The organism is Streptomyces sp. NPDC053079, from assembly GCF_044546695.1.
Taxonomy (GTDB): Bacteria; Actinomycetota; Actinomycetes; order Streptomycetales; family Streptomycetaceae; genus Streptomyces.
Map to the genome: position 1 here is coordinate 246,899 of NZ_JBITZJ010000006.1, position 25,305 is coordinate 272,203.

At 69.4% G+C, this 25,305-nt stretch carries 22 protein-coding genes; 10 read left to right on the forward strand and 12 right to left on the reverse strand.

The window, feature by feature from the left end:
- Positions 1-732 precede the first annotated feature (732 nt).
- On the reverse strand, positions 733-2,556 hold the full coding sequence (gene dnaA / locus ACIGXW_RS23385) for a chromosomal replication initiator protein DnaA (RefSeq protein ID WP_399574872.1): 1,824 nt from the start codon (positions 2,554-2,556) through the stop codon (positions 733-735).
- 425 nt (positions 2,557-2,981) lie between these two features.
- Between dnaA and rpmH the strand changes: the two genes are divergently transcribed.
- The 9 genes from rpmH to ACIGXW_RS23430 all read left to right on the forward strand — a co-directional run bounded on the left by rpmH (position 2,982) and on the right by ACIGXW_RS23430 (position 9,763).
- Positions 2,982-3,119 (forward strand): 50S ribosomal protein L34, encoded by a 138-nt coding sequence (gene rpmH, locus ACIGXW_RS23390; protein ID WP_003949374.1) that lies wholly within the window; start codon positions 2,982-2,984, stop codon positions 3,117-3,119.
- 25 nt (positions 3,120-3,144) lie between these two features.
- Positions 3,145-3,573 carry a ribonuclease P protein component gene (rnpA, locus tag ACIGXW_RS23395; protein WP_071966155.1) on the forward strand — a complete coding sequence of 143 codons (429 nt, stop codon included), beginning with the start codon at positions 3,145-3,147 and terminating at the stop codon, positions 3,571-3,573.
- Entirely contained in the window at positions 3,570-3,887 is a 318-nt protein-coding gene (gene yidD / locus ACIGXW_RS23400) for a membrane protein insertion efficiency factor YidD (RefSeq protein WP_071966153.1), read from the forward strand. Before rnpA ends, yidD begins: the two co-directional genes overlap by 4 nt.
- A gap of 3 nt (positions 3,888-3,890) precedes the next feature.
- Complete coding sequence (gene yidC, locus ACIGXW_RS23405; protein WP_399574873.1) at positions 3,891-4,985, forward strand: membrane protein insertase YidC; 1,095 nt, start codon at positions 3,891-3,893, stop codon at positions 4,983-4,985.
- Positions 4,985-5,512, forward strand: coding sequence for a R3H domain-containing nucleic acid-binding protein (locus tag ACIGXW_RS23410; protein WP_071966149.1), 528 nt, complete (start codon positions 4,985-4,987; stop codon positions 5,510-5,512). Before yidC ends, ACIGXW_RS23410 begins: the two co-directional genes overlap by 1 nt.
- Before the next feature lie 136 nt (positions 5,513-5,648).
- Complete coding sequence (gene rsmG / locus ACIGXW_RS23415) at positions 5,649-6,365, forward strand: 16S rRNA (guanine(527)-N(7))-methyltransferase RsmG (RefSeq protein ID WP_071966148.1); 717 nt, start codon at positions 5,649-5,651, stop codon at positions 6,363-6,365.
- Positions 6,366-6,651: 286 nt separating this feature from the next.
- Positions 6,652-7,704 carry a ParA family protein gene (locus ACIGXW_RS23420; protein WP_399574874.1) on the forward strand — a complete coding sequence of 351 codons (1,053 nt, stop codon included), beginning with the start codon at positions 6,652-6,654 and terminating at the stop codon, positions 7,702-7,704.
- Complete coding sequence (locus ACIGXW_RS23425) at positions 7,701-8,834, forward strand: ParB/RepB/Spo0J family partition protein (RefSeq protein WP_399574875.1); 1,134 nt, start codon at positions 7,701-7,703, stop codon at positions 8,832-8,834. Before ACIGXW_RS23420 ends, ACIGXW_RS23425 begins: the two co-directional genes overlap by 4 nt.
- A gap of 311 nt (positions 8,835-9,145) precedes the next feature.
- Positions 9,146-9,763: a GNAT family N-acetyltransferase gene (locus ACIGXW_RS23430; RefSeq protein ID WP_071966144.1), complete on the forward strand. Its 618-nt coding sequence runs from the start codon at positions 9,146-9,148 to the stop codon at positions 9,761-9,763.
- 114 nt (positions 9,764-9,877) lie between these two features.
- Here ACIGXW_RS23430 and trxA read toward each other — a convergent pair whose 3' ends face one another.
- From trxA to ACIGXW_RS23465, 7 genes are all read right to left on the reverse strand, one after another.
- Positions 9,878-10,207, reverse strand: a complete 330-nt coding sequence (trxA, locus tag ACIGXW_RS23435) for a thioredoxin (protein WP_071966143.1) — start codon at positions 10,205-10,207, stop codon at positions 9,878-9,880.
- A 48-nt stretch (positions 10,208-10,255) separates the two neighbouring features.
- On the reverse strand, positions 10,256-11,224 hold the full coding sequence (gene trxB / locus ACIGXW_RS23440; protein ID WP_399574876.1) for a thioredoxin-disulfide reductase: 969 nt from the start codon (positions 11,222-11,224) through the stop codon (positions 10,256-10,258).
- Positions 11,225-11,342: 118 nt separating this feature from the next.
- Positions 11,343-12,272 (reverse strand): zf-HC2 domain-containing protein, encoded by a 930-nt coding sequence (locus tag ACIGXW_RS23445; protein ID WP_399574877.1) that lies wholly within the window; start codon positions 12,270-12,272, stop codon positions 11,343-11,345.
- A gap of 5 nt (positions 12,273-12,277) precedes the next feature.
- Positions 12,278-12,967: an RNA polymerase sigma factor SigM gene (gene sigM / locus ACIGXW_RS23450; protein ID WP_071966138.1), complete on the reverse strand. Its 690-nt coding sequence runs from the start codon at positions 12,965-12,967 to the stop codon at positions 12,278-12,280.
- A gap of 36 nt (positions 12,968-13,003) precedes the next feature.
- On the reverse strand, positions 13,004-14,689 hold the full coding sequence (locus ACIGXW_RS23455; RefSeq protein ID WP_399574878.1) for a protein kinase family protein: 1,686 nt from the start codon (positions 14,687-14,689) through the stop codon (positions 13,004-13,006).
- A 109-nt stretch (positions 14,690-14,798) separates the two neighbouring features.
- A complete protein-coding gene (gene murJ, locus ACIGXW_RS23460; RefSeq protein ID WP_399574879.1) occupies positions 14,799-17,102 on the reverse strand; it encodes a murein biosynthesis integral membrane protein MurJ in 2,304 nt (767 codons plus the stop codon).
- Positions 17,103-17,147: 45 nt separating this feature from the next.
- On the reverse strand, positions 17,148-19,466 hold the full coding sequence (locus ACIGXW_RS23465; protein ID WP_399574880.1) for a DUF6049 family protein: 2,319 nt from the start codon (positions 19,464-19,466) through the stop codon (positions 17,148-17,150).
- Between the two features lie 210 nt (positions 19,467-19,676).
- On the opposite strand from ACIGXW_RS23465, the gene ACIGXW_RS23470 reads away from it, so the two are divergent.
- Positions 19,677-21,137, forward strand: a complete 1,461-nt coding sequence (locus ACIGXW_RS23470; protein ID WP_399574881.1) for a CCA tRNA nucleotidyltransferase — start codon at positions 19,677-19,679, stop codon at positions 21,135-21,137.
- A 102-nt stretch (positions 21,138-21,239) separates the two neighbouring features.
- Here the strand turns inward: ACIGXW_RS23470 and ACIGXW_RS23475 are convergent, their stop codons facing one another.
- The 4 genes from ACIGXW_RS23475 to ACIGXW_RS23490 form a co-directional block, all read right to left on the reverse strand.
- Positions 21,240-21,773: a hypothetical protein gene (locus ACIGXW_RS23475; RefSeq protein ID WP_071966132.1), complete on the reverse strand. Its 534-nt coding sequence runs from the start codon at positions 21,771-21,773 to the stop codon at positions 21,240-21,242.
- A gap of 112 nt (positions 21,774-21,885) precedes the next feature.
- A complete protein-coding gene (locus ACIGXW_RS23480) occupies positions 21,886-23,154 on the reverse strand; it encodes an MFS transporter (RefSeq protein ID WP_399574882.1) in 1,269 nt (422 codons plus the stop codon).
- Positions 23,155-23,234: 80 nt separating this feature from the next.
- Positions 23,235-24,317, reverse strand: a complete 1,083-nt coding sequence (locus ACIGXW_RS23485; protein WP_071966128.1) for an inositol-3-phosphate synthase — start codon at positions 24,315-24,317, stop codon at positions 23,235-23,237.
- Positions 24,318-24,366: 49 nt separating this feature from the next.
- Positions 24,367-24,954, reverse strand: coding sequence for a helix-turn-helix transcriptional regulator (locus ACIGXW_RS23490; protein ID WP_071966127.1), 588 nt, complete (start codon positions 24,952-24,954; stop codon positions 24,367-24,369).
- Positions 24,955-25,305 lie beyond the last annotated feature (351 nt).

Here is a 25,305-nt window from a genome sequence, read left to right on the forward strand (position 1 = left end):
AGGTCCGGGGCGTGGCGCGGCCCGCGGCCGAGTTGTGCACAGGACCCACTTCGAAGCGAGTTTCCCGGTAGATCTCTGTGGTCGTAGTAGTAGGGCCTGTGGAAACCGTGGAAAACTTCCTTTGCCCAGGTCAGGCCGGATTTTTTGTCCACCGCGCCTGTGGGTGGGGGCAGTGGAAAACCGGGGGCTTCTGTGGACCGCGAAAAGTTCTGCACACCCGGTGCACAGGCAGGGCGCACTTCTCCCCAGGCCTGTCCCCAGCTTTACCCACGTTGCCCACAGCCCAATCCGGCATCTTGGTGTGACGGCTTTCACTCGGTGCGGTGACCTTCGGCGTTTCGTTGCCGAACAGTGGACAGGGATGTGGAAAGGCTGTGTATAACACCGGTCCTCCTGTGGGCGGCCGGTGGACAACGGCCGGGGCGGTTGTGGGCGGATCCTCCGTCCACAGGCTGTGGAGCGCCGTTTGCCACAAATCCCCAGCCCGCTGACCTCGGCTGATGGCATATCAACAGCCCGGCCTGTGGACATGATCTGGATAACTTCCCGGTCCCCAGGGTGTGGACGGTGGACGACGCCCGAATCTGTGGAGAACCCCCAGGTCAGAGCCCATATTCGAACAGGCTGGGGAGTGCGCGGCGCGGTGCGGTCGCCGTCGGCGGGCCCCGGGAACGCCGAAGGGCGCCCCGGGAAGCGTCCCGAAGCGCCCTCAGACGGTCCTCGCCGGCCCTGTCAGCCGTTCTTGATGCGGTTCGTCAACTCGGTCACCTGGTTGTAGATGGAGCGCCGTTCGGCCATCAGCGCCCGGATCTTGCGGTCCGCGTGCATCACGGTCGTGTGGTCACGGCCGCCGAACTGGGCGCCGATCTTCGGCAGGGAGAGGTCCGTCAGCTCGCGGCAGAGGTACATCGCGATCTGCCGGGCCGTCACCAGCACCCGGCTGCGCGAGGCTCCGCACAGGTCCTCGACGGTGTGCCCGAAGTAGTCGGCGGTCGCCGCCATGATGGCCGGCGCCGTGATCTCCGGGGAGGCGTCCTCGCCGCCCGGGATCAGGTCCTTCAGGACGATCTCGGTCAGGCCCAGGTCCACCGGCTGCCGGTTCAGGCTCGCGAAGGCCGTCACCCGGATGAGGGCGCCCTCCAGCTCGCGGATGTTGCGCGAGATGCGGGACGCGATGAACTCCAGCACCTCCGGCGGCGCGTTGAGCTGCTCCTGGACCGCCTTCTTGCGCAGGATCGCGATCCGGGTCTCGAGCTCGGGCGGCTGCACGTCCGTGATCAGGCCCCACTCGAAGCGGTTGCGGAGCCGGTCCTCGAGGGTCACCAGCTGCTTGGGCGGCCGGTCCGAGGAGAGCACGATCTGCTTGTTGGCGTTGTGCAGGGTGTTGAAGGTGTGGAAGAACTCCTCCTGCGTCGACTCCTTGCTCGCGAGGAACTGGATGTCGTCGACCAGCAGGATGTCCATGTCGCGGTAGCGCTTGCGGAACGCGTCCGCCTTGCCGTCGCGGATGGAGTTGATGAACTCGTTGGTGAACTCCTCGGAGCTCACGTAGCGCACCCGCGTACCCGGGTAGAGGCTGCGCGCGTAGTGCCCGATGGCATGCAGCAGGTGCGTCTTGCCGAGCCCGGACTCCCCGTAGATGAACAGGGGGTTGTACGCCTTGGCCGGCGCCTCGGCCACCGCCACGGCCGCCGCGTGCGCGAAGCGGTTGGACGCGCCGATGACGAAGGTGTCGAAGAGGTACTTCGGGTTCAGCCGTGCCGTCGGCTCGGCCGCCCCCGTCGAGGACGCGGAGGACGAAGAGCCGCTGGAACGCTCGGACGGCGAGCCGGACGGGCCGCCGCGGGAGGGGCCGTCGGGCAGCTCCCGGCGCTGCTCGTACGCCGACCGCTCGCCCTGGCCCGGGGAGCGGTAGTCCGGCTGCTGCTGCTCGTACTGCGAGGCGTAGGGGTCGCGCTCGGACTCGGCGAAGGAGCCCAGGCGCGGCTGCTGCCAGCCGTAGTCGCCGCGGTCGGGCGCGGCCGGGCCGGGGGGCGCCGAGTGGCGCGGCCAGGCGCCGGGGTCGGTCCGGGGCTGCTGGTAGTCGGGGTAGGCGGGGCGTACGGACGGCAGCTCGTCGGAGCCGGGGCGGCCGCCGTAGCTCTCGCGGCCGTCGTAGCCGCCGTGGCTGTCGTAGCCCTCGTAGGCGTCCCGGCCCTGCCCGGGGCCCGGACGCTGGCCGGGCTGGTGCTGGGGGCGCTCCTGGGCCTGGGGAGGGCCCTGAGGCGCGGGGGGCTCGCCCGCGGACTCGTCGACGGTGATCGCGATCCGGATGGGGCGGCCGCACTCGCGGCTGAGGGTCTCGCTGACGATCGGCGCCAGCCGGCCCTCCAGGACGCCCTTGGCGAACTCGTTGGGCACGGCCAGCAGGGCCGTGTCGGCCACCAGGGCCAACGGCTGGCACCGCTTGATCCAGTGCTCGTCCTTGCTCTCCACGCCCTGGCCCCGCCCCTCACCGAGGAGCTGTTCGAGCACGCGCGGCCACACTGCGGCAAGATCGGCGGGCAGGTCAGCCACAGGGCACGCTCTCTCAGTCACGGGTCAGGGGGGCGCCCCGGAGTCCCACGAATGTGTGGTTCTCGGGACGTGCGGGAAGGATTCAGAGTTCAGCCACGGTAGTCAGGCCGAGGTGTACGGTTCAAGTCGTTGTCCACAGGGTGTGTACAAATGTGCCATGGGTCGGCACGTGGTGTCGGCTCGGCCCTGGGGGAAGCTACGGTGTATGCCTGGTGCACTGCCGGTTTGACCGGATGGCGTAACCGCGCGTACCGTGACCAGGTCGAGTTGTCGATGGCTGCTGCCGCCTGCCTCCGATGGGCAAAGATCGCGATCGTATCTGATCGTGATCGTGAAGCGGTGCACTTGGGCGTATTGCGAGCTTCTCGTGGGCGCACGGTGACAGCCAGGCGATGTCCCGCCATCAATATTTCTGGAGTCCCCGAGTGAGCAAGCGCACCTTCCAGCCGAACAACCGCCGCCGCGCGAAGACCCACGGCTTCCGCCTGCGCATGCGCACCCGTGCCGGCCGCGCGATCCTCGCGTCCCGCCGTGGCAAGGGTCGCGCCCGCCTGTCGGCCTGACCGGCCTGACGGCAAGGTCCAGGTCGTGCTGCCTTCCGAGTCTCGGCTGAGGCGGCGCGAGGACTTTGCGACCGCGGTTCGCCGAGGACGCCGGGCCGGGCGCCCGCTCCTCGTCGTCCACCTACGCAGCGGTACAACGGACCCGCACACGCCGGGGGGGAACGTCCCCTCGGTGCGTGCGGGTTTCGTCGTGAGCAAGGCCGTCGGCGGTGCCGTGGTCCGCAATCTCGTCAAGCGGCGCCTGCGCCACCTCATGCGTGACCGGCTGGATCAGCTGCCCGCCGGTAGCCTGGTGGTGGTGCGAGCCCTGCCCGGCGCGGGTGAGGCGGACCATGAGCAGCTGGCCCGCGATCTCGATACCGCGCTGCAGCGGCTGCTGGGAGGGGCGCCGCGAAGCAATCCCCCGGGGGGTGACCCCCGGAGCCCCGGTCACCCGGGAGGGAGCGCACAGTGAAGTACCCGCTGCTGTGGTTGATCAAGCTCTACCAGTGGACCATCAGCCCCTTGCTGGGCCCGGTCTGCAAGTACTACCCGTCGTGCTCGCACTACGGCTACAAGGCCATTGACGTGCATGGCGCGGTCAAAGGAACGGCGCTGACGGCCTGGCGCATCCTGCGCTGCAACCCGTGGTCGCTCGGTGGCGTCGACCACGTCCCTCCCCGGAAGCGTCCGGTCTGGCACCAGCGGCTGAGGAGCCGACTGGGCGGGCACCCCGCCGAGGGGCCCACCGCACAGCCCGAGACTCAGCCCAACGCCCAAGGAGCCTGATTCGTGGACACGATCCTGAATCCTCTCTATTACGCCGTTTCCTGGATCATCGTCCAGTTTCACTCGTTCTTCAGCCTGATCTTCAACAAGGACAGCGGCGCGGCGTGGGGTCTGTCCATCGTCTCGCTGGTGGTGCTGATCCGTATCTGCCTGATCCCGCTCTTCGTGAAGCAGATCAAGGCCACGCGGAACATGCAGGCGCTCCAGCCGAAGATGAAGGCGATCCAGGAGCGCTACAAGAGCGACAAGCAGCGCCAGTCCGAAGAGATGATGAAGCTCTACAAGGAGTCGGGCACCAACCCGCTCTCGAGCTGCCTCCCGATTCTGGCGCAGTCGCCCTTCTTCATCGCCCTGTACCAGGTGCTGAACAAGATCGCCGGTGGGCACGAGGTCGGCGTCCTGGACCAGGGGCTGGTGGACAGCGCCCGTAGAGCGCACATCTTCGGTGCCCCGATCGCGTCGAAGTTCATGGACAGCGCGAGCAAGGTCGAGTCGCTCGGTTCCACGCTGACCGACGTCCGCGTGGTCACGGTCATCATGATCGTCCTGATGTCGCTGTCGCAGTTCTACACGCAGCGCCAGCTGATGACGAAGAACGTCGACCTCACGGTGAAGACACCGTTCATGCAGCAGCAGAAGATGCTGATGTACGTCTTCCCGATCATGTTCGCCGTCTTCGGCATCAACTTCCCGGTCGGTGTCCTCGTCTACTGGCTGACCACCAACGTGTGGACCCTGGGCCAGCAGATGTTCGTCATCCGCCGCAACCCCACTCCGGGCAGCCTCGCCTACACCCAGCGCCAGGAGCGCCTGCGGGCCAAGGGCAAGCTGAAGGAGGACCCGGCGGAGGTCGAGGCCCGCAAGGCCGTCGAGGCCGCCCGTGCGGCCCGTCAGCAGCCCAAGCGCCAGACGAAGGCCAAGCGCCAGGTCGCCGGCACGGCCCAGCCCGTCGCGGGCACCAAGAAGACCTCGCTGGAGAAGGACCGGGACGACCAGCCGGGTGACGCCAAGTCCAAGCAGGGCGGCACCTCCCGCAGCGCCAAGTCCGGACAGCGCAAGGGCGGCCCGCAGCGGCCCAAGCACCCGTCGAAGAAGTAATGAAGGAGTCCACCGTGACGGAGACGCAGCCCCAGACCGCCGCCGAGGGCACCGACACGCTGTCCCGCCTCGAGCAGGAGGGCGAGATCGCCGCCGATTACCTCGAGGGGCTGCTGGACATCGCCGACCTCGACGGCGACATCGACATGGACGTCGAAGCGGACCGCGCCTCGGTGTCGATCATCAGCGACTCCACCAGCCGTGACCTGCAGAAGCTGGTGGGCCGCGACGGTGAGGTCCTGGAGGCCCTCCAGGAGCTGACCCGGCTCGCGGTGAACCGGGAGACCGGCGACCGCAGCCGCCTCATGCTCGACATCGCCGGTTTCCGGGCGCGCAAGCGCGAGGAGCTGGCCGAGATCGGCGCCAAGGCCGCCCAGGAGGCCAAGAGCACCGGTCAGCCCGTCAAGCTGGACCCGATGACCCCCTTCGAGCGCAAGGTCGTCCACGACGCGGTGGCCGCCGCCGGCCTGAGCAGCGAGTCCGAGGGCGAGGAGCCGCAGCGCCGAGTGGTCGTCCTCCCGGCCTGATCTGTCGCACTTCCAGGTGTGTACGGCCCCGTCTGCTCGCAGGCGGGGCCGATCCTTGTCAGCCTGATATTCAGATTCCGGCGTTCACAGCGGACGTCGGAGTTCCACCCAACGTTGTACGGAAGGACGGTTCCCCGTGGAAGAGGCAGCGGAGCTCCCCCCGGCGCCCGCGGCGGCGCGGGCGGTATTCGGTGACCGCTTTCCGGAGGCCGTCCGCTACGCGGAACTGCTCGCTGACGCGGGTGTGAAGCGTGGACTGATCGGCCCCCGTGAGGTCCCCCGCCTGTGGGAGCGCCACCTGCTGAACTGTGCGGTGCTCTCCGAGGCCGTGCCGGACGGCGTCTCGGTGTGCGACGTGGGCTCGGGCGCCGGCCTGCCCGGTATCCCGCTGGCCCTCGTCCGCCCGGACCTGCAGATCACCCTGCTCGAGCCGCTGCTGCGCCGCACGACCTTCCTGCAGGAGGTCGTGGAGCTGCTCGGCCTGGACCACGTCACGGTGGTCCGCGGCCGGGCCGAGGAGATGCTGGGCAAGGTCGATCCGGTGCACGTGGTCACCGCCCGGGCCGTCGCGCCCCTGGACCGGCTGGCCGGCTGGGGCGTGCCGCTGCTGCGCCCCTACGGCGAGATGCTGGCGCTCAAGGGGGACACGGCGGAGGAGGAGCTCCAGGGCGCCCGTGCCGCACTGAGCAAGCTCGGTGTCGTGCGGACCTCGGTGCTCCAGGTCGGCGAGGGCGTGGTGGAACCGCTGTCCACCGTGGTCCGGGTCGAGGTCGGGGAGAGCCCCGGCGGGGTGCGGTTCGCCGCCAAGCGGGCCAAGGCCGCCAGGGCCGACCGCTCGCGCCGTCGTCGCTGACGCGCCGGCACCGGATGTGAGGCATCCGAGGGGGGATCCCTCGGATGCAATGCTCCATACAAGCTGGCAAAACTATCCATAACGGAGTGTCGCGGCTCGGTAGCGCGGCGTGCCGTGCATCGTGTTTCACGTGAAACATCGCTCCCTGCTGCATGGAATCATCGGCCGCAGTCGTGCGGCCGCCGCGCCGCGTGACCGTCGACCGGTCGAGGAAGTGGGATCGTCCACAGGCCCACGGGATTCATCCACAGGAGAACGGGCCTCGCTGGTTCACGACCCCGAAAGCATGGCAGGCTCTGTTCATTGCGAGCCTGATGTCGAGGAGAGTGAATCCTTGCGGTCCGACGCCAACATCGCGGGGCCGATGACCGACCCGGTCCCCGGCCCCCGCCCCGCCGACTCCGAACCAGCGCCTGTCCCTGGTCCCGTCCCCGCGGTCGTGGCTGTTTCACGTGAAACGGCCCCCATGCCGATGCCGAGGCCGGAACAGACCCGGGTGATGGTGGTCGCCAACCAGAAGGGCGGGGTCGGGAAGACCACGACCACCGTGAACCTGGCCGCCTCCCTGGCGCTGCACGGCAATCGGGTGCTCGTCATCGACCTCGATCCGCAGGGCAACGCCTCGACGGCTCTGGGAATCGACCACCACGCCGATGTGCCGTCGATCTACGACGTCCTCGTGGACAACAAGAAGCTCTCCGACGTGGTGCAGCCGGTGAGGGATGTGGAGGGGCTCTTCTGCGCCCCTGCCACCATCGACCTGGCGGGCGCCGAGATCGAGCTGGTCTCGCTCGTGGCCCGGGAGAGCCGGCTGGACCGGGCGATCAAGTCCTATGAGCAGCCGCTGGACTACATCCTCATCGACTGCCCGCCCTCGCTCGGCCTGCTGACGGTCAACGCACTCGTCGCCGGCGCCGAGGTGCTGATCCCCATCCAGTGCGAGTACTACGCGCTGGAAGGACTGGGCCAGCTGCTGCGCAACGTCGAGTTGGTGCGGGGGCATCTGAACCCGAAGCTCCATGTGTCGACGATCCTGCTGACGATGTACGACGGCCGGACCCGGCTCGCCTCGCAGGTCGCCGACGAGGTACGCACACACTTCGGCCAGGAGGTGCTGCGGACCAGCATCCCGCGCTCGGTCCGCATCTCCGAGGCGCCCAGCTATGGGCAGACAGTTCTTACGTACGACCCGGGTTCCAGTGGGGCGCTGTCCTATCTGGAGGCGGCCCGGGAGATCGCGCTACGGGGGGTCGGCGTGCACTACGAAGGCGCCAGGGCTCACACGGTGGGCCGCCAGCAACAGCAAGACCAGCACAGTATGTCGGAGGGGCTTCAGTGAGTGAGCGACGTAGAGGACTGGGCCGGGGGCTCGGTGCGCTGATCCCGCCGGCACCGAAGGGCGCGGAGAAGAGCGGACCGGCCGTAGGGTCCGGCGTGACGTCCCCGACCATGGTGCCGGTGCTGACGGCGGAGCGGGGGACGGCCGGTACGGCGACCACGATGACGGTGGACGGGGTCACCCTTCCCCGTGAAACGCACGTGGATGGCCCTCAGGCGTATGGCTCCGTTTCACGTGAAACGGAGGCCGGCTCGCCGGCCGGGGAGCCGGTGGCGGGTGCGCACTTCGCCGAGCTGCCCCTGGACTCCATCACGCCCAACTCCCGGCAGCCCCGTAAGGTCTTCGACGACGACGCCCTCGCCGAACTGGTCACCTCCATCCGCGAGGTCGGCCTGCTGCAGCCCGTGGTGGTGCGTCAACTGGCGCCGGAGCGCTATGAGCTCATCATGGGCGAGCGTCGCTTGCGCGCCTGCCGTGAGGCCGGGCTGGAGCGGATCCCCTCCATCATCCGGGCGACGGATGACGAGAAGCTTCTGCTGGACGCGCTCCTGGAGAATCTGCACCGGGCTCAGCTGAACCCGCTGGAAGAGGCTGCCGCCTACGACCAGCTGCTCAAGGACTTCAACTGCACGCATGACGAGCTGGCGGACCGCATCGGGCGTTCGCGTCCCCAGGTCTCCAACACCCTGCGTCTGCTGAAGCTCTCACCGGCCGTGCAGCGAAGGGTGGCGGCGGGAGTGCTTTCCGCCGGTCACGCCCGTGCCCTGCTCTCCATCGACGATTCGGAGGAGCAGGACCGGCTCGCCCATCGCATCGTGGCCGAGGGGCTGTCGGTGCGTGCGGTGGAGGAGATCGTGACCCTGATGGGGTCGCGTCCGAAGAGCACGGGGAAGGGCAAGGGCCCCCGGGCCGGTGCCCGGGTCGCCCCCGCGCTCAGCGATCTGGCCTCGCGACTGTCGGACCGCTTCGAGACCCGGGTGAAGGTGGACCTCGGGCAGAAGAAGGGAAAGATCGTCGTCGAGTTCGCCTCGATGGATGATCTGGAGCGGATTCTGGGCACGCTGGCCCCCGGCGAGGGGCGGGTGCTGGAGCAGAAGCTCTCCGACGGGGACGGCGACAGCACGGACTAGGGACCTTTACGGCGCTCGCCTCGGGCGGGTTGTGTTTCACGTGGAACCTCGCGTGGACACAACCCGCCCTTTGCCTTGTCCGGCTATCCGCTCAATCGACCTCCGGATACGATGCGTTGGGTATGGCACATCCACGTTGGACACAGTTCACGGAGGGGCGGGGCCATGCGAACGGTGAGCCGGACCGGACTGGTGGCAGCGGGTCTGAGCTTGGGAGCGGTCGGCGGATTCGTCGGCAGCCTTCTCAAGGAGTTCAGTGCGCTGAGCGCCGCCCGGAGCGTGGCACGCGACGGAAGTGAGGAACTGGCTGCATGGGGCGACGGCTCGTACCGCTCACGCTGGACAACCTCCCGGACCTTCCCAAGCGCTGTCGTGCGTGCGTCTTCTGGGAGCTGGACCCCGTCAGCGGCGAAGCCGCGCTGAGAGCCGGACGCCCGGAGCTGGAGAAGGAAGCCTGGATCTCCGCGGTCCTGCTGGAGTGGGGCTCCTGCGGCCGTGTGGTCTACGTCGACGATGTGCCGGTGGGCTTCGTGCTCTACGCTCCCCCCGCCTACGTGCCACGCTCCACGGCGTTCCCCACCAGTCCGGTGGCCGCGGACGCCGTGCAGCTGATGACCGCCTGGCTGATGCCGGCCTACCAGGGCCAGGGCCTGGGCCGGGTGATGGTGCAGACCGTCGCAAAGGATGTGCTCCGGCGGGGCTTCAAGGCGATCGAGGCGTTCGGGGACGCCCGCTGGAAAGAGCCGGCCTGTGTGCTGCCCGCCGACCACCTTCTGGCCGTCGGCTTCAAGACGGTACGGCCGCACCCGCGCTATCCGCGGCTGCGGCTGGAACTGCGGACGGCGCTCTCCTGGAAAGAGGACGTCGAGCTGGCCCTGGACCGCCTGCTGGGCGCGGTCCAGAAGGAGCCCGCGCTGCGACCCCTGTAGGCGCCCTGACCTCCGCGGCCGTCCGAGGGAAAGCGAACAGGCCCGCCCCTGGGAGAAGGGCGGGCCTGTTTCACGTGAAACAGCGCCTGCTGACGCAGGCCGGCTGTGACGCGCTTACTTGGCGTGGATGAAGTCGGCCAGCTCGCGCTCGAGGGCGGCCTTGGCCTTGGCGCCGACGATGGTCTGGACGACCTCGCCACCCTTGTAGACGTTGAGCGTCGGGATCGACATGACGCCGTACTTGGCGGCGGTGGTCGGGTTCTGGTCGATGTTCAGCTTGACGATCTCGAGCTTGTCGCCGTACTCGGCGGAGATCGCCTCGAGCGAAGGAGCGATCTGGCGGCACGGACCGCACCACTCGGCCCAGAAGTCCACCAGGACGGGCTTGTCGCTCTTGATGACGTCCTCTTCGAAGGACGCGTCGGTCACGGACTTGAGAGCCACTGAGGTCTCCTTGAATCTGTTCTGCGTGGGGAGGGTGGTGGGGGTGGATCAGGGGGTCATCTCGGGCTCCCGGACACCCTCGCGGTCGGAGAGCGCGGCGAGGTAGCGCTCGGCGTCGAGCGCGGCGGAGCAACCGGTGCCGGCGGCGGTGATCGCCTGGCGGTAGGTGTGGTCCACGACGTCACCGGCGGCGAACACACCGGTGAGGTTGGTGCGGGTCGAGGGGGCTTCGACCTTCAGGTAGCCCTCGTCGTCCAGCTCCAGCTGGCCCTTGAAGAGCTCGGTGCGCGGGTCGTGGCCGATGGCGATGAACAGGCCGGTCACGGGCAGCTCGGCGGACTCGCCGGTCTTCAGGTTGCGCAGCGTCAGCCCCGAGAGCTTGTTCTCACCGTGGATCTCGGCGACCTCGCTGTCCCAGATGAAGGAGATCTTGGGGTCGGCGAAGGCACGCTCCTGCATCGCCTTGCTGGCGCGCAGGGTGTCACGACGGTGGACGACGGTCACGGACTTGGCGAAGCGCGAGAGGAAGGTGGCCTCCTCCATCGCGGTGTCGCCACCGCCGATGACGGCGATGTCCTGGTCCTTGAAGAAGAACCCGTCACAGGTGGCGCACCAGGAGACGCCGCGGCCGGAGAGCTCGTCCTCGCGGGGCAGACCCAGCTTGCGGTGCTGCGAGCCGGTGGTGACGATCACGGCCTTGGCGCGGTGGACGGTGCCGGCGGAGTCCGTGACGGTCTTGATCTCGTCGCTCAGGTCGACGGCGACCACGTCGTCCGGGATCAGCTCGGCGCCGAAGCGCTCGGCCTGGGCGCGCATGTTGTCCATCAGGTCGGGGCCCATGATGCCCTCACGGAACCCGGGGAAGTTCTCCACGTCGGTGGTGTTCATCAGCGCACCACCGGCGGTGACGGCGCCCTCGAAGACCAGCGGCTTCAGGGAGGCACGGGCGGTGTAGAGCGCGGCCGTATAGCCCGCGGGCCCGGAGCCGATGATGATCACGTTGCGGACGTCGCTCACGGGTGTCTTCCTTGTCTCTGACGACAGCTGTCTGGGTCCTTGCTGGGTCTCACCCCACCCAACGGATCCTACGGGGCGAGCATTCCCGAGCGGGACGACAGCACGTGCGCAAGAGAGATCAGTCGCGTGGAAACGTCTCGTTCAGCAGCACTTTTCCGGGCGCCGGGGGCGAGGCGGTGGCACAGGTGGCCGAGACCATATAGGCGTCGACGAGGGTGACGTCGGAGGGGTGCGGCAGGACGACGAGGAAGGCGTCCTCTCCCTTGTACGTCTCCTGGTGCGTGGCCAGCGCCGTCTCGGTCCGGCCGATGCCGTCCTGCACACAGGCCGGGACGGTGGTTCCGGGGGCGCGCAGCGTCGTCTCCGGCGAGCTCTGGGAACTCATGCCCCGGGACTCGGAAGACTTGGACGTTCCCCGCAGGAGCTCCTGCACCCGCGTCTTGATTCCGTCGTAGGCGAGGACCGAGGGGGCCGACTGATTCTGGCTCGGCTCCGGGGGTCCCGCCTGGGACGCGTCGTCCCCACCGGACTGCAGGAAGAACCCGCCCACGCCGATGACGGCGGCGGCACAGGCGGTGCCGAGCAGCGCCTGGGGCCAGCGACGGCCGCGGCGAGGGCGCGGTCCGGAGGGCCTGGGGGACTGCCGTCCGGGCCCGGTGGTGGCGCGTGGGCGTCCAGCTGGGCGGTCGACGGTTTCACGTGAAACACGCGCCGTCGCCGTCTGGGGTGCTGTTTCCGGCGTCGCTGTTTCACGTGAAACGGCGACGCCGGATGAACCCTCGGCGATCGCTTCGGGCGCGGTCGCGTCCAGCAGCGCCTCGGCCGCGAGTGCGGCGTCGATGCGGCCGGCGACGTCCGCCGGCATCCGGAGGGGGCCGGGCAGGGTGCCGAGCAGCCCACGGATCTCGTCCAGCGAGCTCCGTACGTCCTCGCACAGCTCGCAGTCCGCGAGGTGCTCACGCACGTCCGCGGTCCGCGCCGGGGAGAGGACACCCTCGGTGAGTGCGGAGATCTCCGCGACCTCCGGGTGCCCATCCGTGCCGGTCATCGAAGTCACGCTCGCCCACCTCCGCCCTTCACTGGATCTGCGTCGCTCGGTCCTGCCGGTGGTGGGACGGACGTCCCCTGCGACCGGTTCCTTTCCCTGTCAAGAGGGGGGCTACCCCTGCGATCCGGGCGCAGATGGGTGAGCAACGGCAGCAGCCGTGCCCGTCCCCGGGCGCATCTGCTCTTGACCGTGCCGGTCGGCACGTCCAGCACCGCGGCCGCTTCGGCGACCGGATAGCCCTGCATGTCGACGAGCACGAGGGCGGCCCGCTGGTCCGGGGGCAGCTTCGCCAGGGCCAGGATCAGCTCACGGTGCAGATCGCCGCGCTCGGCGGGGGCGTCGGCGGGCTCGTGGGGTTCGAGGAGCTGCTCGAGCCGCTCGGTCTCGGCGAGCGGCGCGGTGCGCCGCGAGGCGGCCTTGCGGGCGCGGTCCAGGCAGGCGTTGACCGTGATGCGGTGCAGCCAGGTGGTGACGGCGGACTGGCCGCGGAAGGTGTGGGCGGCCCGGTAAGCGGAGACGAGGGCGTCCTGGACGGCGTCCGCGGCCTCCTCCCGGTCCCCGAGGGTGCGCAGCGCCACCGCCCAGAGCCGGTCGCGGTGGCGCCGCACTATCTCGCCGAAGGCATCGGGGTCGCCCTTGACGTGCAGGGCGATGAGCTCGGCGTCGCTCGTGCCGCCACGTGTGACGTCGTCCACCGTCGAGCCCTCCCCCTGAGCGACGTGACCTGACGGTCAGCCGATGAACTTCACTTCGTTGATGGCCTGCTTGTACCCGGCGCTGCTGAAGGTCTGGCTGTCATAGGGCGAGAAGGGCAACGCCGTGATCCACAGCAGGACGTACTGCGTTTCCACAGGCTTCTGGAGCGTGAGCTTCAAGGTCTTCATGGTGGTCGTGCCGCTGGAGAGCTTCTGCATGCCTGACACCGGCCCCGACGGGGACAGCGAGTCGACCGCGTAGAGCGAGGCCTCGGTGTGGTCACCCGGGTAACGAAGGTCCACGGTGGCGGCACTGACCTGCTGCTTCGACCCCAGGTCGTAGACGATGCCGATGCCCCCCTTGTACCGGACGATCGACGGTCCGTCCTTGAAGGAAGCCGTGCGCCAGTACGTCTTGGAGTTGTTGTCGTACGTCCGCTGGACCGGGTCCTTGTCCTGGGGAACGTGGTCCGGGGCGTACTCCGCGGCGTTCGTGATCGTAATGGGCTTGTTCGTGGGCCTTCCGGGCGTGTCGTCCCCGGAGGACTGGGACCGCGGAGTGTCCTTCTCGCCGTCCTTGAGGAGCGTGTCCGCGAGCTGCCAGCTGCCCAGTCCCAGCGCCGCGATGAGCAGGGCCGAGACGCTCCACTTGAGGGCGCGGCCGGTGCGGCTCTGGAGCGGGGGCGGCGGTGCCACCGGCAGCGGGTGGACCGGTCCCCCGTTGCGGGGAACCGACGGGCGCGAGTAGGCCGGCGGGGCGCTGTAGGCCGACTCCGGGGGCCGGATGCGCGGCATCGCGGCGACGGCCTTGGCCAGCTCCTCCGGCGTGGTGCAGGGCTTCTCCTGGCGCGACGCGGTGGCCCCGTCGTTGACGAGGGCGCGCATGGCGAGCTCGGAGAGGCCCCGGTGCACTCCGGCGCGGACCTGGTCGGGTGCGATGAGACCGACGCCCTTGGGCAGCCCCGACAGGCCGTGGGCGTTGCTCTCGTACGGCCAGCGCTGGGTCAGCGCCGCGTACAGGAGCGCGCCGATGGCCTCGGTGTCGGTCCGCTGGGGGTGCTCGGAGCTGATGCCCCGCAGAGCGGCCATGACGGCGAGCCCGCGGATGCGGTACTGGCCGGTGCCGGTGCGCAGGACGGAGCCCGGGTTGAGGCGCAGGTGCGCGAGGCCCTCGCGGTGGGCGGCGGCCATCGCCTGGGACACCTGGTTGACCAGCTGATAGGCCTCGTGGGGCTCGAGAGGTCCGGAGGCGAGGACGGGCGTCAGCTCGGTGGCGTCCGGCAGCCACTCGTGGACGACGTAGACGAGGTCGTTCTCCTCGACGGCGTCGAGGACCTGGACGAAGCGCGGGTCGCCGAGGAGCGCGGCGGACCGGGCGGCGGCGAGCACCGGGCGGGCGCGGGGGTGGTCGGCGGGCAGCAGGTGGACGCCGACGGCGCGGCGCAGCTTCTCGTCGACGGCACGCCAGCTGCTGAATCCCTCCAGACGGGTGACGCACTCCTCCAAGCGGTACCTTCTGGCGAGCTTGTGGCCGCTGTGCAACTCCGGCGATTGTGCGTCGCGCGCGGGGCTCTCGCTCTCCGCGCGCTCGGACTTCTTGTGCGTGCTGACCTGTTTATCGGCCGCCGCCCCGTCGGTCGTGGCCTTGCCCGCCGCGGCGGTCAGTGGCTGCTCGCCGCTGTTGTCGGCCACGTCGACGGCAGCCGTGCTCCGTTCCGCCACCGTCGTTCCTGCCTCCCCATCCGTTGCACGCCGTCCACAGCCAAGACAATTGTGCCCACAGTCCGGCGCTATGCACGACACGCGGCGGCGGGCGATGGTTGTGCTCCGGTCAGCGACCGAGCCGGCCGCGCACCATACCGACCATGGCGGTCAACTCGTCGATCCGCATCCGCTTCGCGGCGATGTAGAAGACGGCGATCAGGATCAGTCCACCACCGGCCAGGGCCGCGAGCGATCCGATGATGTCGCTGCCCAGAACCTGAACGATTCCGTAAGCGGCGGCTCCGCTGACGAGCGCGGCGGGGATGCACGCGCCGACCAGACGGGCGTAGGTGCGGATGACGTGCGAGCCGTCCAGGTCGCCGCCCAGGCGGGCGCTGAGCCGGCGCCAGGCGACGCCGACGCCGACGGCGTAGCCCAGACCGTAGGAGGCGGCCATGCCGGCCACGGCCCAGCGCGAGGGCAGGACGAGGTAGCTCACGAAGGAGGCTGCCGCGTTGACGGCGGCGACGATGACCGTGTTGTAGAAGGGGGTGCGGGTGTCCTCGTAGGCGTAGAAGCCACGGAGGATGACGTACTGCGCGGAGTACGGGATCAGGCCGAGGCCGAACGCCATCAGGATGAAACCGATGTTGGTGGCGCCCGCGGTGTCGCCGCCGGCCGAGAACATCAGCGTGGACATGGGGACGCCGAGCGCCAGGAAGGCGAACGCACAGGGCACGATCGCCACGGCCGAGGTGCGCAGGCCGTGGGAGAGGTCGTCGCGGACGGCCGAGACGTCTCCGTCGTGGGCGGCGCGGGAGATCCTCGGCAGGACGGCGGTCATCACCGAGACGGTGATGATGGCCTGCGGCATCTGCCAGAGCTGCAGCGCGAAGTTGTACGCGGTGATGCCCGTGCCGGAATGGCCCGCCTTGTCGGCCAGCGCGCCGGCCTTGGTGGCGAGCTGGGTGACCACGACCATGCCGAGCTGATTGGCGAGGACGAAGAAGAACGTCCACTTGGCGAGCCCCGCGGCCTTGCCGAGGCCCTGGCCGCGCCAGTCGAAGCGGGGCCTGATCCGGAAGCCCGCGTCGCGGAGGTAGGGGATCATGGCCAGCGCCTGGACCGCGAGGCCCAGCAGGGTGCCGAGGCCGAGCAGCCGGACGCCTTCCGGCGTGATGGTCGCGGAGCTGACGTCGCTGTCCGAGAACGGGCCGAAGGCCCAGATGAAGGCGCCGAAGGTGGCGATGATGATGATGTTGTTGAGGACCGGGGTCCACATCATCGCGCCGAACTTGCCCCGGGCGTTGAGGATCTGGCCCAGGACCACGTGCACGCCCATGAAGAACATCGTGGGAATGCAGTAGCGGGCGAAGGCCACCGCGACGTCCATCCGGGCCGGATCATCGGCGATGGTCGGCGACATGATCTGGATGAAGACCGGTGCGGCCAGCACACAGACGGTGGTGACGCCGGCGAGCAGTACCACCACGAGGGTCAGGAGCCGGTTGGCGTAGGCCTCGCCGCCGTCCTCGTCGTTCTTCATCGCGCGCACGAGCTGCGGGATGAAGACGGCGTTGAGGGCGCCGCCGCCGACCAGGATGTAGATCATGGTCGGCAGGGTGTTGGCGACCTGGTAGCCGTCGGCGAGGGTGGTGACGCCGATCGCCGCTGCCATGATCAGGTTCCGGCCGAAGCCCAGGAGGCGGGAGACCATGGTTCCCGCGGCCATCACCGCGCTCGACTTCAGCAGGCTCGCGGCCTTGCCGCCGCTCTTCGCCGTGGCGGCCGGGGCCGCCGGCGGCTCCTGCTCCGGGGTGGGCTCGGCCGCCGGGGGCTGTGCGGGCGGCGGGACGAACTGTCCAGGGGACTTCGGCGGGAACTGCTGACCGGCCGGGAACTGCTGACCGGCCGGGCGCTGGGGCTCGTACGGCTGCTGCTGGTCGCGGTACAGGTGCGCGAAGGCGTCCCGCCGGGGCTGCCCGCCCGACGGCGCGGGAGAACCGCCCATGACGTCGTTCACGCCGATGAGCTGGGTGGCGTCCTCGTCGCCGTACGGGCGCGGGAAGGCCTCGGGCTGCGGTGCCTGGGGGTACTGCGGGGTGTGACCCTGCGGTGCCTGGGGCTGCTGCGGCTGCTGGGGCTGTGCCCACATCCGCGGGTCGGAGGCGACCGGAGGCACGGGAGGCTGCTGGTAGGAGCCGGGCGGCGGCTGCGGCACGGTCCGGTCGTAGAACGCGTCGTTCACCGGGTCCTGCGCGGACGCGTCGTGCGCCGGGTAGGGATCCGACGCATAGGCGTCCCGGAGGTAGGGGTCCCGGGCGTACGGGCCCTGGTGCTCCGGGCCGGGGGCAGGCGGGTTCTGCGGGTACTGGTTCCGCTGCTCACCGCCCGCGCCCTGACCGCGGTCACCGTCGTACGGCGCGCTCATCGCTACCCCACCTCATCGTCCGCGGCCTGCCGGCCCCACAAAACGTCAACGTTCCACTTTCTCACCTGAGCCGGACGGGTCACCGTCTCGCGCCCCGGATTCCGCGGCCGGATCACCCGGCTGCTCGGGTCGGTCGTCGCCCGGCCCACCGTCGTCGCCCGAGTCTCCCCCGTCTGCGTCGTCGGGTCCGCCACCTGCGGCTTTACGGGCAGCTGCCCGCTTGCGCTGGATGTAGATACGCAGACCCGCGAGGACCAGGAGGAGGACACCACCGGCGATGACCAGGAGCACCATAGGGGTGATGGAGGTGACATGCACAGTGAAGGTCATCGGCTCGCCGTAGGGCTGGCCGTCATCGGCGTACAACCGGGCCGTCACCTGCACCGGACCGTTGGCGTTGGCACGCGTCTCGAACTTCACCGACTGCTGGCGGCCGCCCGCCACCTCGACGGGCTGTGAGGCGTCGATCTTCAGTCGGTTCGGCTGGCTGGAGGTGAGGACGAGCCGCAGGCCCTGTACGCCCTGCAGGAGGCCGTTCTGCACGGTCACCGGGATCGTCGCGCTGCGGCCGGAGAGGGTCGCGTCGGACTTGTTGATCAGGTGTACCTGGCGGGTGAGCTGGTCCAGGTAGGACTGCACGGCGTCCCGGAACTCCGCCGCGCCCCTGGGGTTGCCGCGCCACGAGGTCGACATCTCCCGCATGATCGCGCTGCCGAAGGGGGTGACGACGCGGTCCTGGGCGGTCAGGATGACCTTGAAGCTGTCGAGGGTGCTCTGGGTGCGCTGGATCGCCTCGAAGGCCTCGGTGGACAGCTCCTGCGAGCGCAGCGAGTCCGGGTACGAGCCGCTGCCGGGCACCTGCTGGTTGGCGGACGGGTCGGGCTGGGCCTTGGCCGCGTCCCCCAGGTCGAGGGGCTGCGTCCAGCGGCCGTCCAGGCCCTTGAGGGCGGTCGCCATCGCCTGCGCCTGGCTCGCCGTGGGCATGCGCTGCGGAGCGACGACGATGCTGCGCTCCTTCTCCGGAGCCTGCTTGTTCACCATGAGGCTCTGGGTGAGGAAGCGCTGCACGGCGAGCGAGGAGTCGTCGGCCCTGATCATCTCGCCCTGGAAGACGGTGGAGAGCCGGGCGTCCGCCACGACGGCCGTGTTGCCGCCGCCGATCTGCCGGGCCGCCGTGGGGGCGTAGGGGGAGGCGCCGGGCTCGCGGAGGCTGTCGCTGCGGGCGATGACGTTGTGGGCGCCCGCCGAGGTGGCCACGTCCACGATCGAGGAGTCGACGGCACCGTCCACGGGCCAGGCGAAGTCCGTGCGCGGCTTCACACCGAGGATCGTGTCCACGGTGGTCGCGGCGAGCTCCGTGGCGGACTGGAGGTGGCTGAGGGCGCCGGAGACGTCCTTGCCCCGGTGGGCCAGCGACGCGAGGTCCGGGTCACCGAAGGGCAGCGCCACCACCTGGCGGTTCGTGACGGCTTCCTGGAGCTGGTTGAGCCACTGCTTGGCGACCGCCTGGCCCCGGCCGGGGGTGTTCTGGTCGTTCGGCCCGGCGACCTGGTAGCGCTTGGTCATCGCCTCGACCGTGGCGAGGAGGTCCGGGTCGATCACCCAGGTGATCGGCAGCCCCTTGCCCAGGGCCACCAGCTGCTGCAGCCGGCCGCCCGGAGCCAGCTCCGCCGCCAGGTCGTCGTTGGGGAAGACCGGCGTCTGCTGCTGGTCGGACTCGGTGCGGGCGGTCAGGTGCGTGGCGGAGACCAGCGGCCACAGGAAGGTCAGCTGGGTCTTCTTGCCGTCGGTCCCGGACGGCTGCCAGGGCAGCAGCGTCCGCCGGATGCTCAGGACCTGCTCGTACGGATGGCCGGCGGTCTGGCCGGAGAGGGTGACGCCGAGCTGGTAGACGCCGTCCTTGCCGAGGGCGAGGTCCTTGACCGGCACGGTGAGCGTGAAGTCCCGGCTGACGCCGGGAGCCAGCGCGTCGAGCTTCTGCGCGTGGTTGCCGCCCACCTCCGAGCCGTCGGTGCCCGGCGAGAACGGCGTCCGGTCGCCCAGATCGTCTATGTCGCTGCGCGTGCTGATCTGCGGGCCCACCCGCAGACCCACATGGGCGCCGGTGATCGCCGACTTTCCGCCGTTGGTGACCGTGCCCGAGACGGTGAGCGTGTCGTCCTGCTTCGGGGCGACGGGCGTCACCGTGTCGACAGAGACGCTGATGGCGTGGTTGCCGGGGGAGTCCGCGTGCGCGGCGGGGGCCGCCGGCAGCTGCACCAGGCCCAGGAACAGCAGCACCCCGGTGAGCAGCACCGCGGTGTGCCGGAACCACCGGCAGGCAGGAGCGGATCTCGTCCCCTGGAACTCTGCCGCCTCGGCCACGCGCTCGCCCGTCCCTCGTCGTCGTCAGTGGTCGTCGGATGGTGCGTCCACGAATGGTAACGATGCCCGCTGTGACGAAGTGCTGCGGAGGGCACTACAAGATCGCCACCAGGGTCCGTTGTCCGGGCTGCGCCTGCTTTGTGAGAGCTGTTGTGAAGCGCCCCATAACGAGGAGGCCCTCGCGCGCGCGGACACGTACCCTCTTCTGTTGTGCCGAACGCCAACAATGACAGCCACACCCCGCCGTCGACGAATGAGCTCAGCCAGGTGCAGCGCCGTGCCGTGAGCGAGCTCCTGCGGGTGTCTCCCGTAGCCGACGACCTCGCCCGCCGCTTCAAGGAGGCCGGCTTCACGCTTGCCCTGGTCGGCGGGTCGGTGCGGGACGCGCTGCTCGGCCGTCTCGGCAACGATCTGGACTTCACCACCGATGCCCGTCCCGAGGACGTGCTGAAGATCGTGCGCCCGTGGGCCGACGCGGTCTGGGAGGTCGGGATCGCCTTTGGGACCGTCGGATGCCGCAAATCGAACTTCGATATTGAGGTCACGACATATCGGTCGGAAGCGTACGACCGGACCTCGCGGAAGCCCGAGGTCTCCTACGGCGACTCCATCGAGGAAGACCTGGTCCGCCGCGACTTCACCGTCAACGCGATGGCCGTCGTGCTGCCGGAGAAGGAGTTCGTCGACCCGCACCACGGTCTGGAGGACCTGGCCGCCCGGGTCCTGCGCACCCCCGGGACGCCGCAGGAGTCCTTCTCCGACGACCCGTTGCGCATGATGCGGGCCGCGCGCTTCGCCGCGCAGCTGGACTTCGAGGTCGCCCCCGAGGTCGTCGCCGCCATGACGGAGATGTCCGACCGTCTGGAGATCGTCTCCGCCGAGCGGGTCCGGGACGAGCTGAACAAGCTGATCCTCTCCAGCCACCCCCGGGAAGGCCTCAAGCTCCTCGTCGACACCGGCCTCGCCGCCCTGGTCCTCCCCGAGCTCCCGGCGCTGCGACTGGAGCGCGACGAGCACCACCGGCACAAGGACGTCTACGAGCACACGCTGATCGTCCTCGAGCAGGCCATCGACCTGGAGGAGAACGGCCCCGACCTCGTGCTGCGCCTGGCGGCGCTGCTGCACGACATCGGCAAGCCGAAGACGCGCCGCTTCGAGAAGGACGGCCGGGTCTCCTTCCACCACCACGAGGTGGTGGGCGCGAAGCTGACCAAGGCCCGGATGACCAAGCTCAAGTACTCCAACGACCTGGTCAAGGACGTCGCCAAGCTGGTCGAGCTGCACCTGCGCTTCCATGGCTACGGCACCGGGGAGTGGACCGACTCGGCCGTGCGCCGCTACGTGCGGGACGCGGGGCCGCTGCTGGACCGGCTGCACAAGCTGACGCGATCCGACTGCACGACACGGAACAAGCGCAAGGCCAACGCGCTTTCCCGCGCCTACGACGGGCTCGAGGAGCGCATCGCACGGCTGCAGGAGCAGGAGGAGCTGGACTCGATCCGGCCCGACCTGGACGGCAACGAGATCATGGAGATCCTGGGCGTCGGCCCCGGGCCGCAGATCGGCAAGGCGTACAAGCACATGCTGGAGCTGCGGCTGGAGCACGGGCCCATGGAGCGGGAGACCGCGGTCGCCGCGCTCAAGGAGTGGTGGGCGACCCAGCAGGGCTGACCTTCCGTGGTGATGTTTCACGTGAAACGTCACTAGGCGGCAGATGTGGCGAGGGGCGGTGTTTCACGTGAAACACCGCCCCTCGGCGTACTGCCGGTGCCGCTACTTCTTGTTGCTCGCCAGGCACAGGACGAAGGAGTCGCTGCGCTCCCGCCACGTCACGGCCGCGACGGTGCCCTCCACGTTCTCGCACGCCGTGTAGGCGGAGGAGGTGCCCTTGACCTTCTTCAGCACCTTGTGGGTGGCGTTGGAGGCGGTGCAGTCGCGCTTCTGGATGTTCGGCTTGTAGGAGGAGCCCGTGTTCTCCAGGCACTGGCCGGCCTGCAGCGTCTCGGCGTCGTCCTGGCCGAAGAGCCATGCCGCACCCGCGATGATGAGTCCCAGGATGGGCAGCACGATGTTCCGGATGATCTTCATGGGCGAGCGGCGCGGACGCGCCGGCGGGGGCACCGGGGCGCCCTGCCAGCCACCGGGCTGGCCGTACGGCGCGGTGGGCTGCTGGCCGTACGGCGGGGCCGGCGGCTGCTGACCATAGGGGCCGGCCGGTGGCTGCTGGCCGTAGGGACCGGGCTGCTGGCCGTACGGGTTGCCGCCCTGCGGGGCGTGCGGGTTCTGGTGGGGCGGCGGAGTGGTCACGGGAAAACCCTTCGGACTGAGCGAGATCCGGTCGCGAATTGCAGCCCGTAAGGTATCCGGTGTCCATGACATTTCTGCAGCTCACAGCGGCCCTGTGGCCTTGATGTGACACTTAACGGCGTCGAAATCCGGCCATAGCGCAAGCAATCGCCGCGTAGATCACGGCGACCGTTACGACCAGCGCGGTCGACCGCCCGTCCGGCGGCAGCATCAGGGCGGCCACCGCCGCAGCGCCCACGAAGGCGACGTTGAACAGGACGTCGTAGAGCGCGAAGACCCGCCCCCGGAAGGCGTCGTCGACCGACGCCTGGACCACCGTGTCCGTAGCGATCTTGGCCCCCTGGGTGGTGAGTCCCAGGACGAAGGCCCCGATCAGCATGGGAACGGGCTCGAAGGGCAGACCGAGGGCGGGCTCGAGGATCGCCGCGGTCGCGGCGCAGGCCACGATCCATCCGAGCCGTCCCAGTCGGTCGGTCCCCCACGGGGTGACCACGGCCGCCGCGAAGAACCCCGCTCCCGAGGCGGCGACGGCATAGCCGAGCAGGGCCAGCCCCTCCGCGTCGTCGTCGGACCAGGCGTACCGGCACAGCATCAGCAAAGTGACCGTCAGCGCGCCGTAGCAGAAGCGCATCAGCGTCATCGCGGCCAGCGCCCGGGCGGCGGTCCGGCGTTGCGCCAGATGGCGCAGTCCCTCGGCCAGGCCGCGCGTGGCGATCGCCAGGGCGGTGCGCACCCGTGCGCGGGGAGCCGAGGCGTCGGGGCCCAGCAGGTCCACGGGCATGCGCAGGGACCAGAGTCCGGCGCACAGGTACAGCGCCGCGGCGAGGAGCACGGCCCAGGCGTCGGAGGCGGCGCCGTCGGACGAGGCGAGACGTACGACGAAGGCGAGGCCGCCGCCCGCCGTCGCGGCCAGGGTGCCGGCCGTCGGGGAGAGGGAGTTGGCCATCACCAGGCGCTCGGGGGAGTCGACCACACGGGGCAAGGACGCCGAGAGCCCGGCGAGGACGAAGCGGTTGACGGCGGTGACCGAGAGCGCGGAGGCGTAGAAGAGCCAGTCGGGCGCCCCGCCAACGACGAGCAGCGCGGTCACGGTGGCCAGCGCGGCGCGGAGCACGTTGCCGTGGAGCAGGACCTGGCGGCGGCACCAGCGGTCGAGCAGGACGCCGGCGAAGGGGCCCAGGAGCGAGTAGGGCAGGAGCAGCACCGCCATGGCGGAGGCGATGGCCGCCGGGGACGCCTGCTTCTCGGGGGAGAAGACGACGTAGGCGGCGAGCGCCACCTGGTAGACGCCGTCGGCGGCCTGGGAGAGCAGCCTGACTGCCAGCAGACGGCGGAAATCGCGCAGCGCCAGCAGAACGCGAAGATCACGCACAACGGGCATGCCCCACAGCCTCACACAACGCACAGGTCCCCGGGTGGATTACCCGGGGACCTGTGGTCGAGCGAGGGGGTGTTCGGCGATTAGCCGTCGACCTCACCCTTGATGAACTTCTCGACGTTCTCGCGGGCCTCGTCGTCGAAGTACTGCACCGGCGGCGACTTCATGAAGTACGAGGAAGCGGAGAGGATCGGGCCACCGACGCCACGGTCCTTGGCGATCTTCGCGGCGCGGACGGCGTCGATGATGACACCGGCGGAGTTCGGGGAGTCCCAGACCTCGAGCTTGTACTCCAGGTTCAGGGGGACGTCGCCGAACGCGCGGCCCTCGAGGCGCACGTACGCCCACTTGCGGTCGTCCAGCCAGGCGACGTAGTCCGACGGGCCGATGTGGACGTTCTTCTCGCCCATGTCGCGGTCGGGGATCTGGGAGGTGACGGCCTGCGTCTTGGAGATCTTCTTGGACTCCAGGCGCTCGCGCTCGAGCATGTTCTTGAAGTCCATGTTGCCGCCGACGTTCAGCTGCATCGTGCGGTCCAGGATGACGCCCCGGTCCTCGAACAGCTTGGCCATCACGCGGTGCGTGATGGTGGCGCCGACCTGCGACTTGATGTCGTCGCCGACGATCGGGACGCCCGCCTCGGTGAACTTGTCCGCCCACTCCTTGGTGCCGGCGATGAAGACCGGGAGGGCGTTGACGAAGGCGACCTTGGCGTCGATGGCGCACTGCGCGTAGAACTTCGCGGCGTCCTCGGAGCCCACGGGCAGGTAGCAGACCAGAACGTCGACCTGCTTGTCCTTGAGGACCTGGACGACGTCGACGGGGGCCTCGGTGGACTCCTCGATGGTCTGGCGGTAGTACTTGCCCAGGCCGTCGAGGGTGTGGCCGCGCTGGACGGTGACGCCGGTCGACGGCACGTCGCAGATCTTGATGGTGTTGTTCTCGCTGGCGCCGATGGCGTCCGCGAGGTCCAGGCCGACCTTCTTCGCGTCAACGTCGAAAGCGGCCACGAACTCCACGTCGCGGACGTGGTAGTCGCCGAACTGCACGTGCATCAGACCCGGCACGCGGCCATTCGGGTCGGCGTCCTTGTAGTACTCGACGCCCTGCACCAGCGAGGCGGAGCAGTTGCCCACACCGACGATCGCTACGCGAACCGAACCCATTCCGGTTGCTCCCTGTTTGTACTCGACGAAGCCCTGCGGAGTGCAGAGCTCACTGGTCCGGACCGGTGCGCTTGTCACGCCCGGCCCGCTCGCTCTCGATCAGCTCGTTCAGCCAGCGGACCTCGCGCTCCACGGATTCCATGCCGTGTCGCTGAAGTTCGAGGGTGTAGTCGTCCAGCCGCTCCCGGGTACGGGCCAAAGAGGCGCGCATCTTCTCCAGACGCTCCTCCAGACGGCTGCGGCGGCCTTCCAGCACCCGCATCCGTACGTCCCGCGAGGTCTGTCCGAAGAACGCGAAGCGGGCGGCGAAGTGCTCGTCCTCCCACGCGTCCGGACCGGTGTGGGCGAGGAGCTCCTCGAAGTGCTCCTTGCCCTCTGCCGTCAGGCGGTAGACGATCTTCGCTCGTCGTCCGGCCAGGGACGCCGCAAGGGCATCCTCCGGAGCGCTCCCGGGTTCCTCGATCAGCCATCCGTTGGCCACCAGGGACTTCAGGCAGGGATAGAGGGTGCCGTAGCTGAACGCTCGGAACACCCCGAGTGAGGTGTTCAGGCGCTTCCGCAGCTCGTAGCCGTGCATCGGGGACTCGCGGAGCAGGCCGAGGACGGCGAACTCGAGGATGCCGGAGCGTCTGCTCATGTTTCGCCTCCTTGTCCCCCACAGCCTAGTCCTTGTGATCCCTAATCCTTATTGGTCCCTTATGCCGAGCTGATGTGTCCGGCTGATGTGCTGAGCTGATGTATCGACTCGATACATCCAGAAGATAGAACGGGCGTGCCGCCGCGACAAGAGGGGGCACGGTGAACGAGGTCACATCACCGATTCGTGGGACACAACCGGCCTGATTTGGAGTGAACATCCCCAGTGGGCGGGATTTGGCCGTGCGTAGTCTGTGCGGCATGCAATTCACCGGGAACCGTGTGACGTCGTCAGACGTCCTCGTCCCGTATGCAGTGCGGCCCGTGGCTCGGGGGGACAGCCGGATCGCAC

Excerpts from the sequence above, each read along its gene's own strand:
- ACIGXW_RS23420 (WP_399574874.1), top strand. The coding sequence starts at position 6,652 with ATGGCAGGCTCTGTTCATTGCGAGCCTGATGTCGAGGAGAGTGAATCC.
- ACIGXW_RS23430 (WP_071966144.1), top strand. The coding sequence starts at position 9,146 with ATGGGGCGACGGCTCGTACCGCTCACGCTGGACAACCTCCCGGACCTT.
- ACIGXW_RS23410 (WP_071966149.1), top strand. The coding sequence starts at position 4,985 with ATGAAGGAGTCCACCGTGACGGAGACGCAGCCCCAGACCGCCGCCGAG.
- ACIGXW_RS23445 (WP_399574877.1), bottom strand. The coding sequence starts at position 12,272 with ATGACCGGCACGGATGGGCACCCGGAGGTCGCGGAGATCTCCGCACTC.
- murJ (WP_399574879.1), bottom strand. The coding sequence starts at position 17,102 with ATGAGCGCGCCGTACGACGGTGACCGCGGTCAGGGCGCGGGCGGTGAG.
- ACIGXW_RS23485 (WP_071966128.1), bottom strand. The coding sequence starts at position 24,317 with ATGGGTTCGGTTCGCGTAGCGATCGTCGGTGTGGGCAACTGCTCCGCC.
- ACIGXW_RS23480 (WP_399574882.1), bottom strand. The coding sequence starts at position 23,154 with ATGCCCGTTGTGCGTGATCTTCGCGTTCTGCTGGCGCTGCGCGATTTC.
- ACIGXW_RS23490 (WP_071966127.1), bottom strand. The coding sequence starts at position 24,954 with ATGAGCAGACGCTCCGGCATCCTCGAGTTCGCCGTCCTCGGCCTGCTC.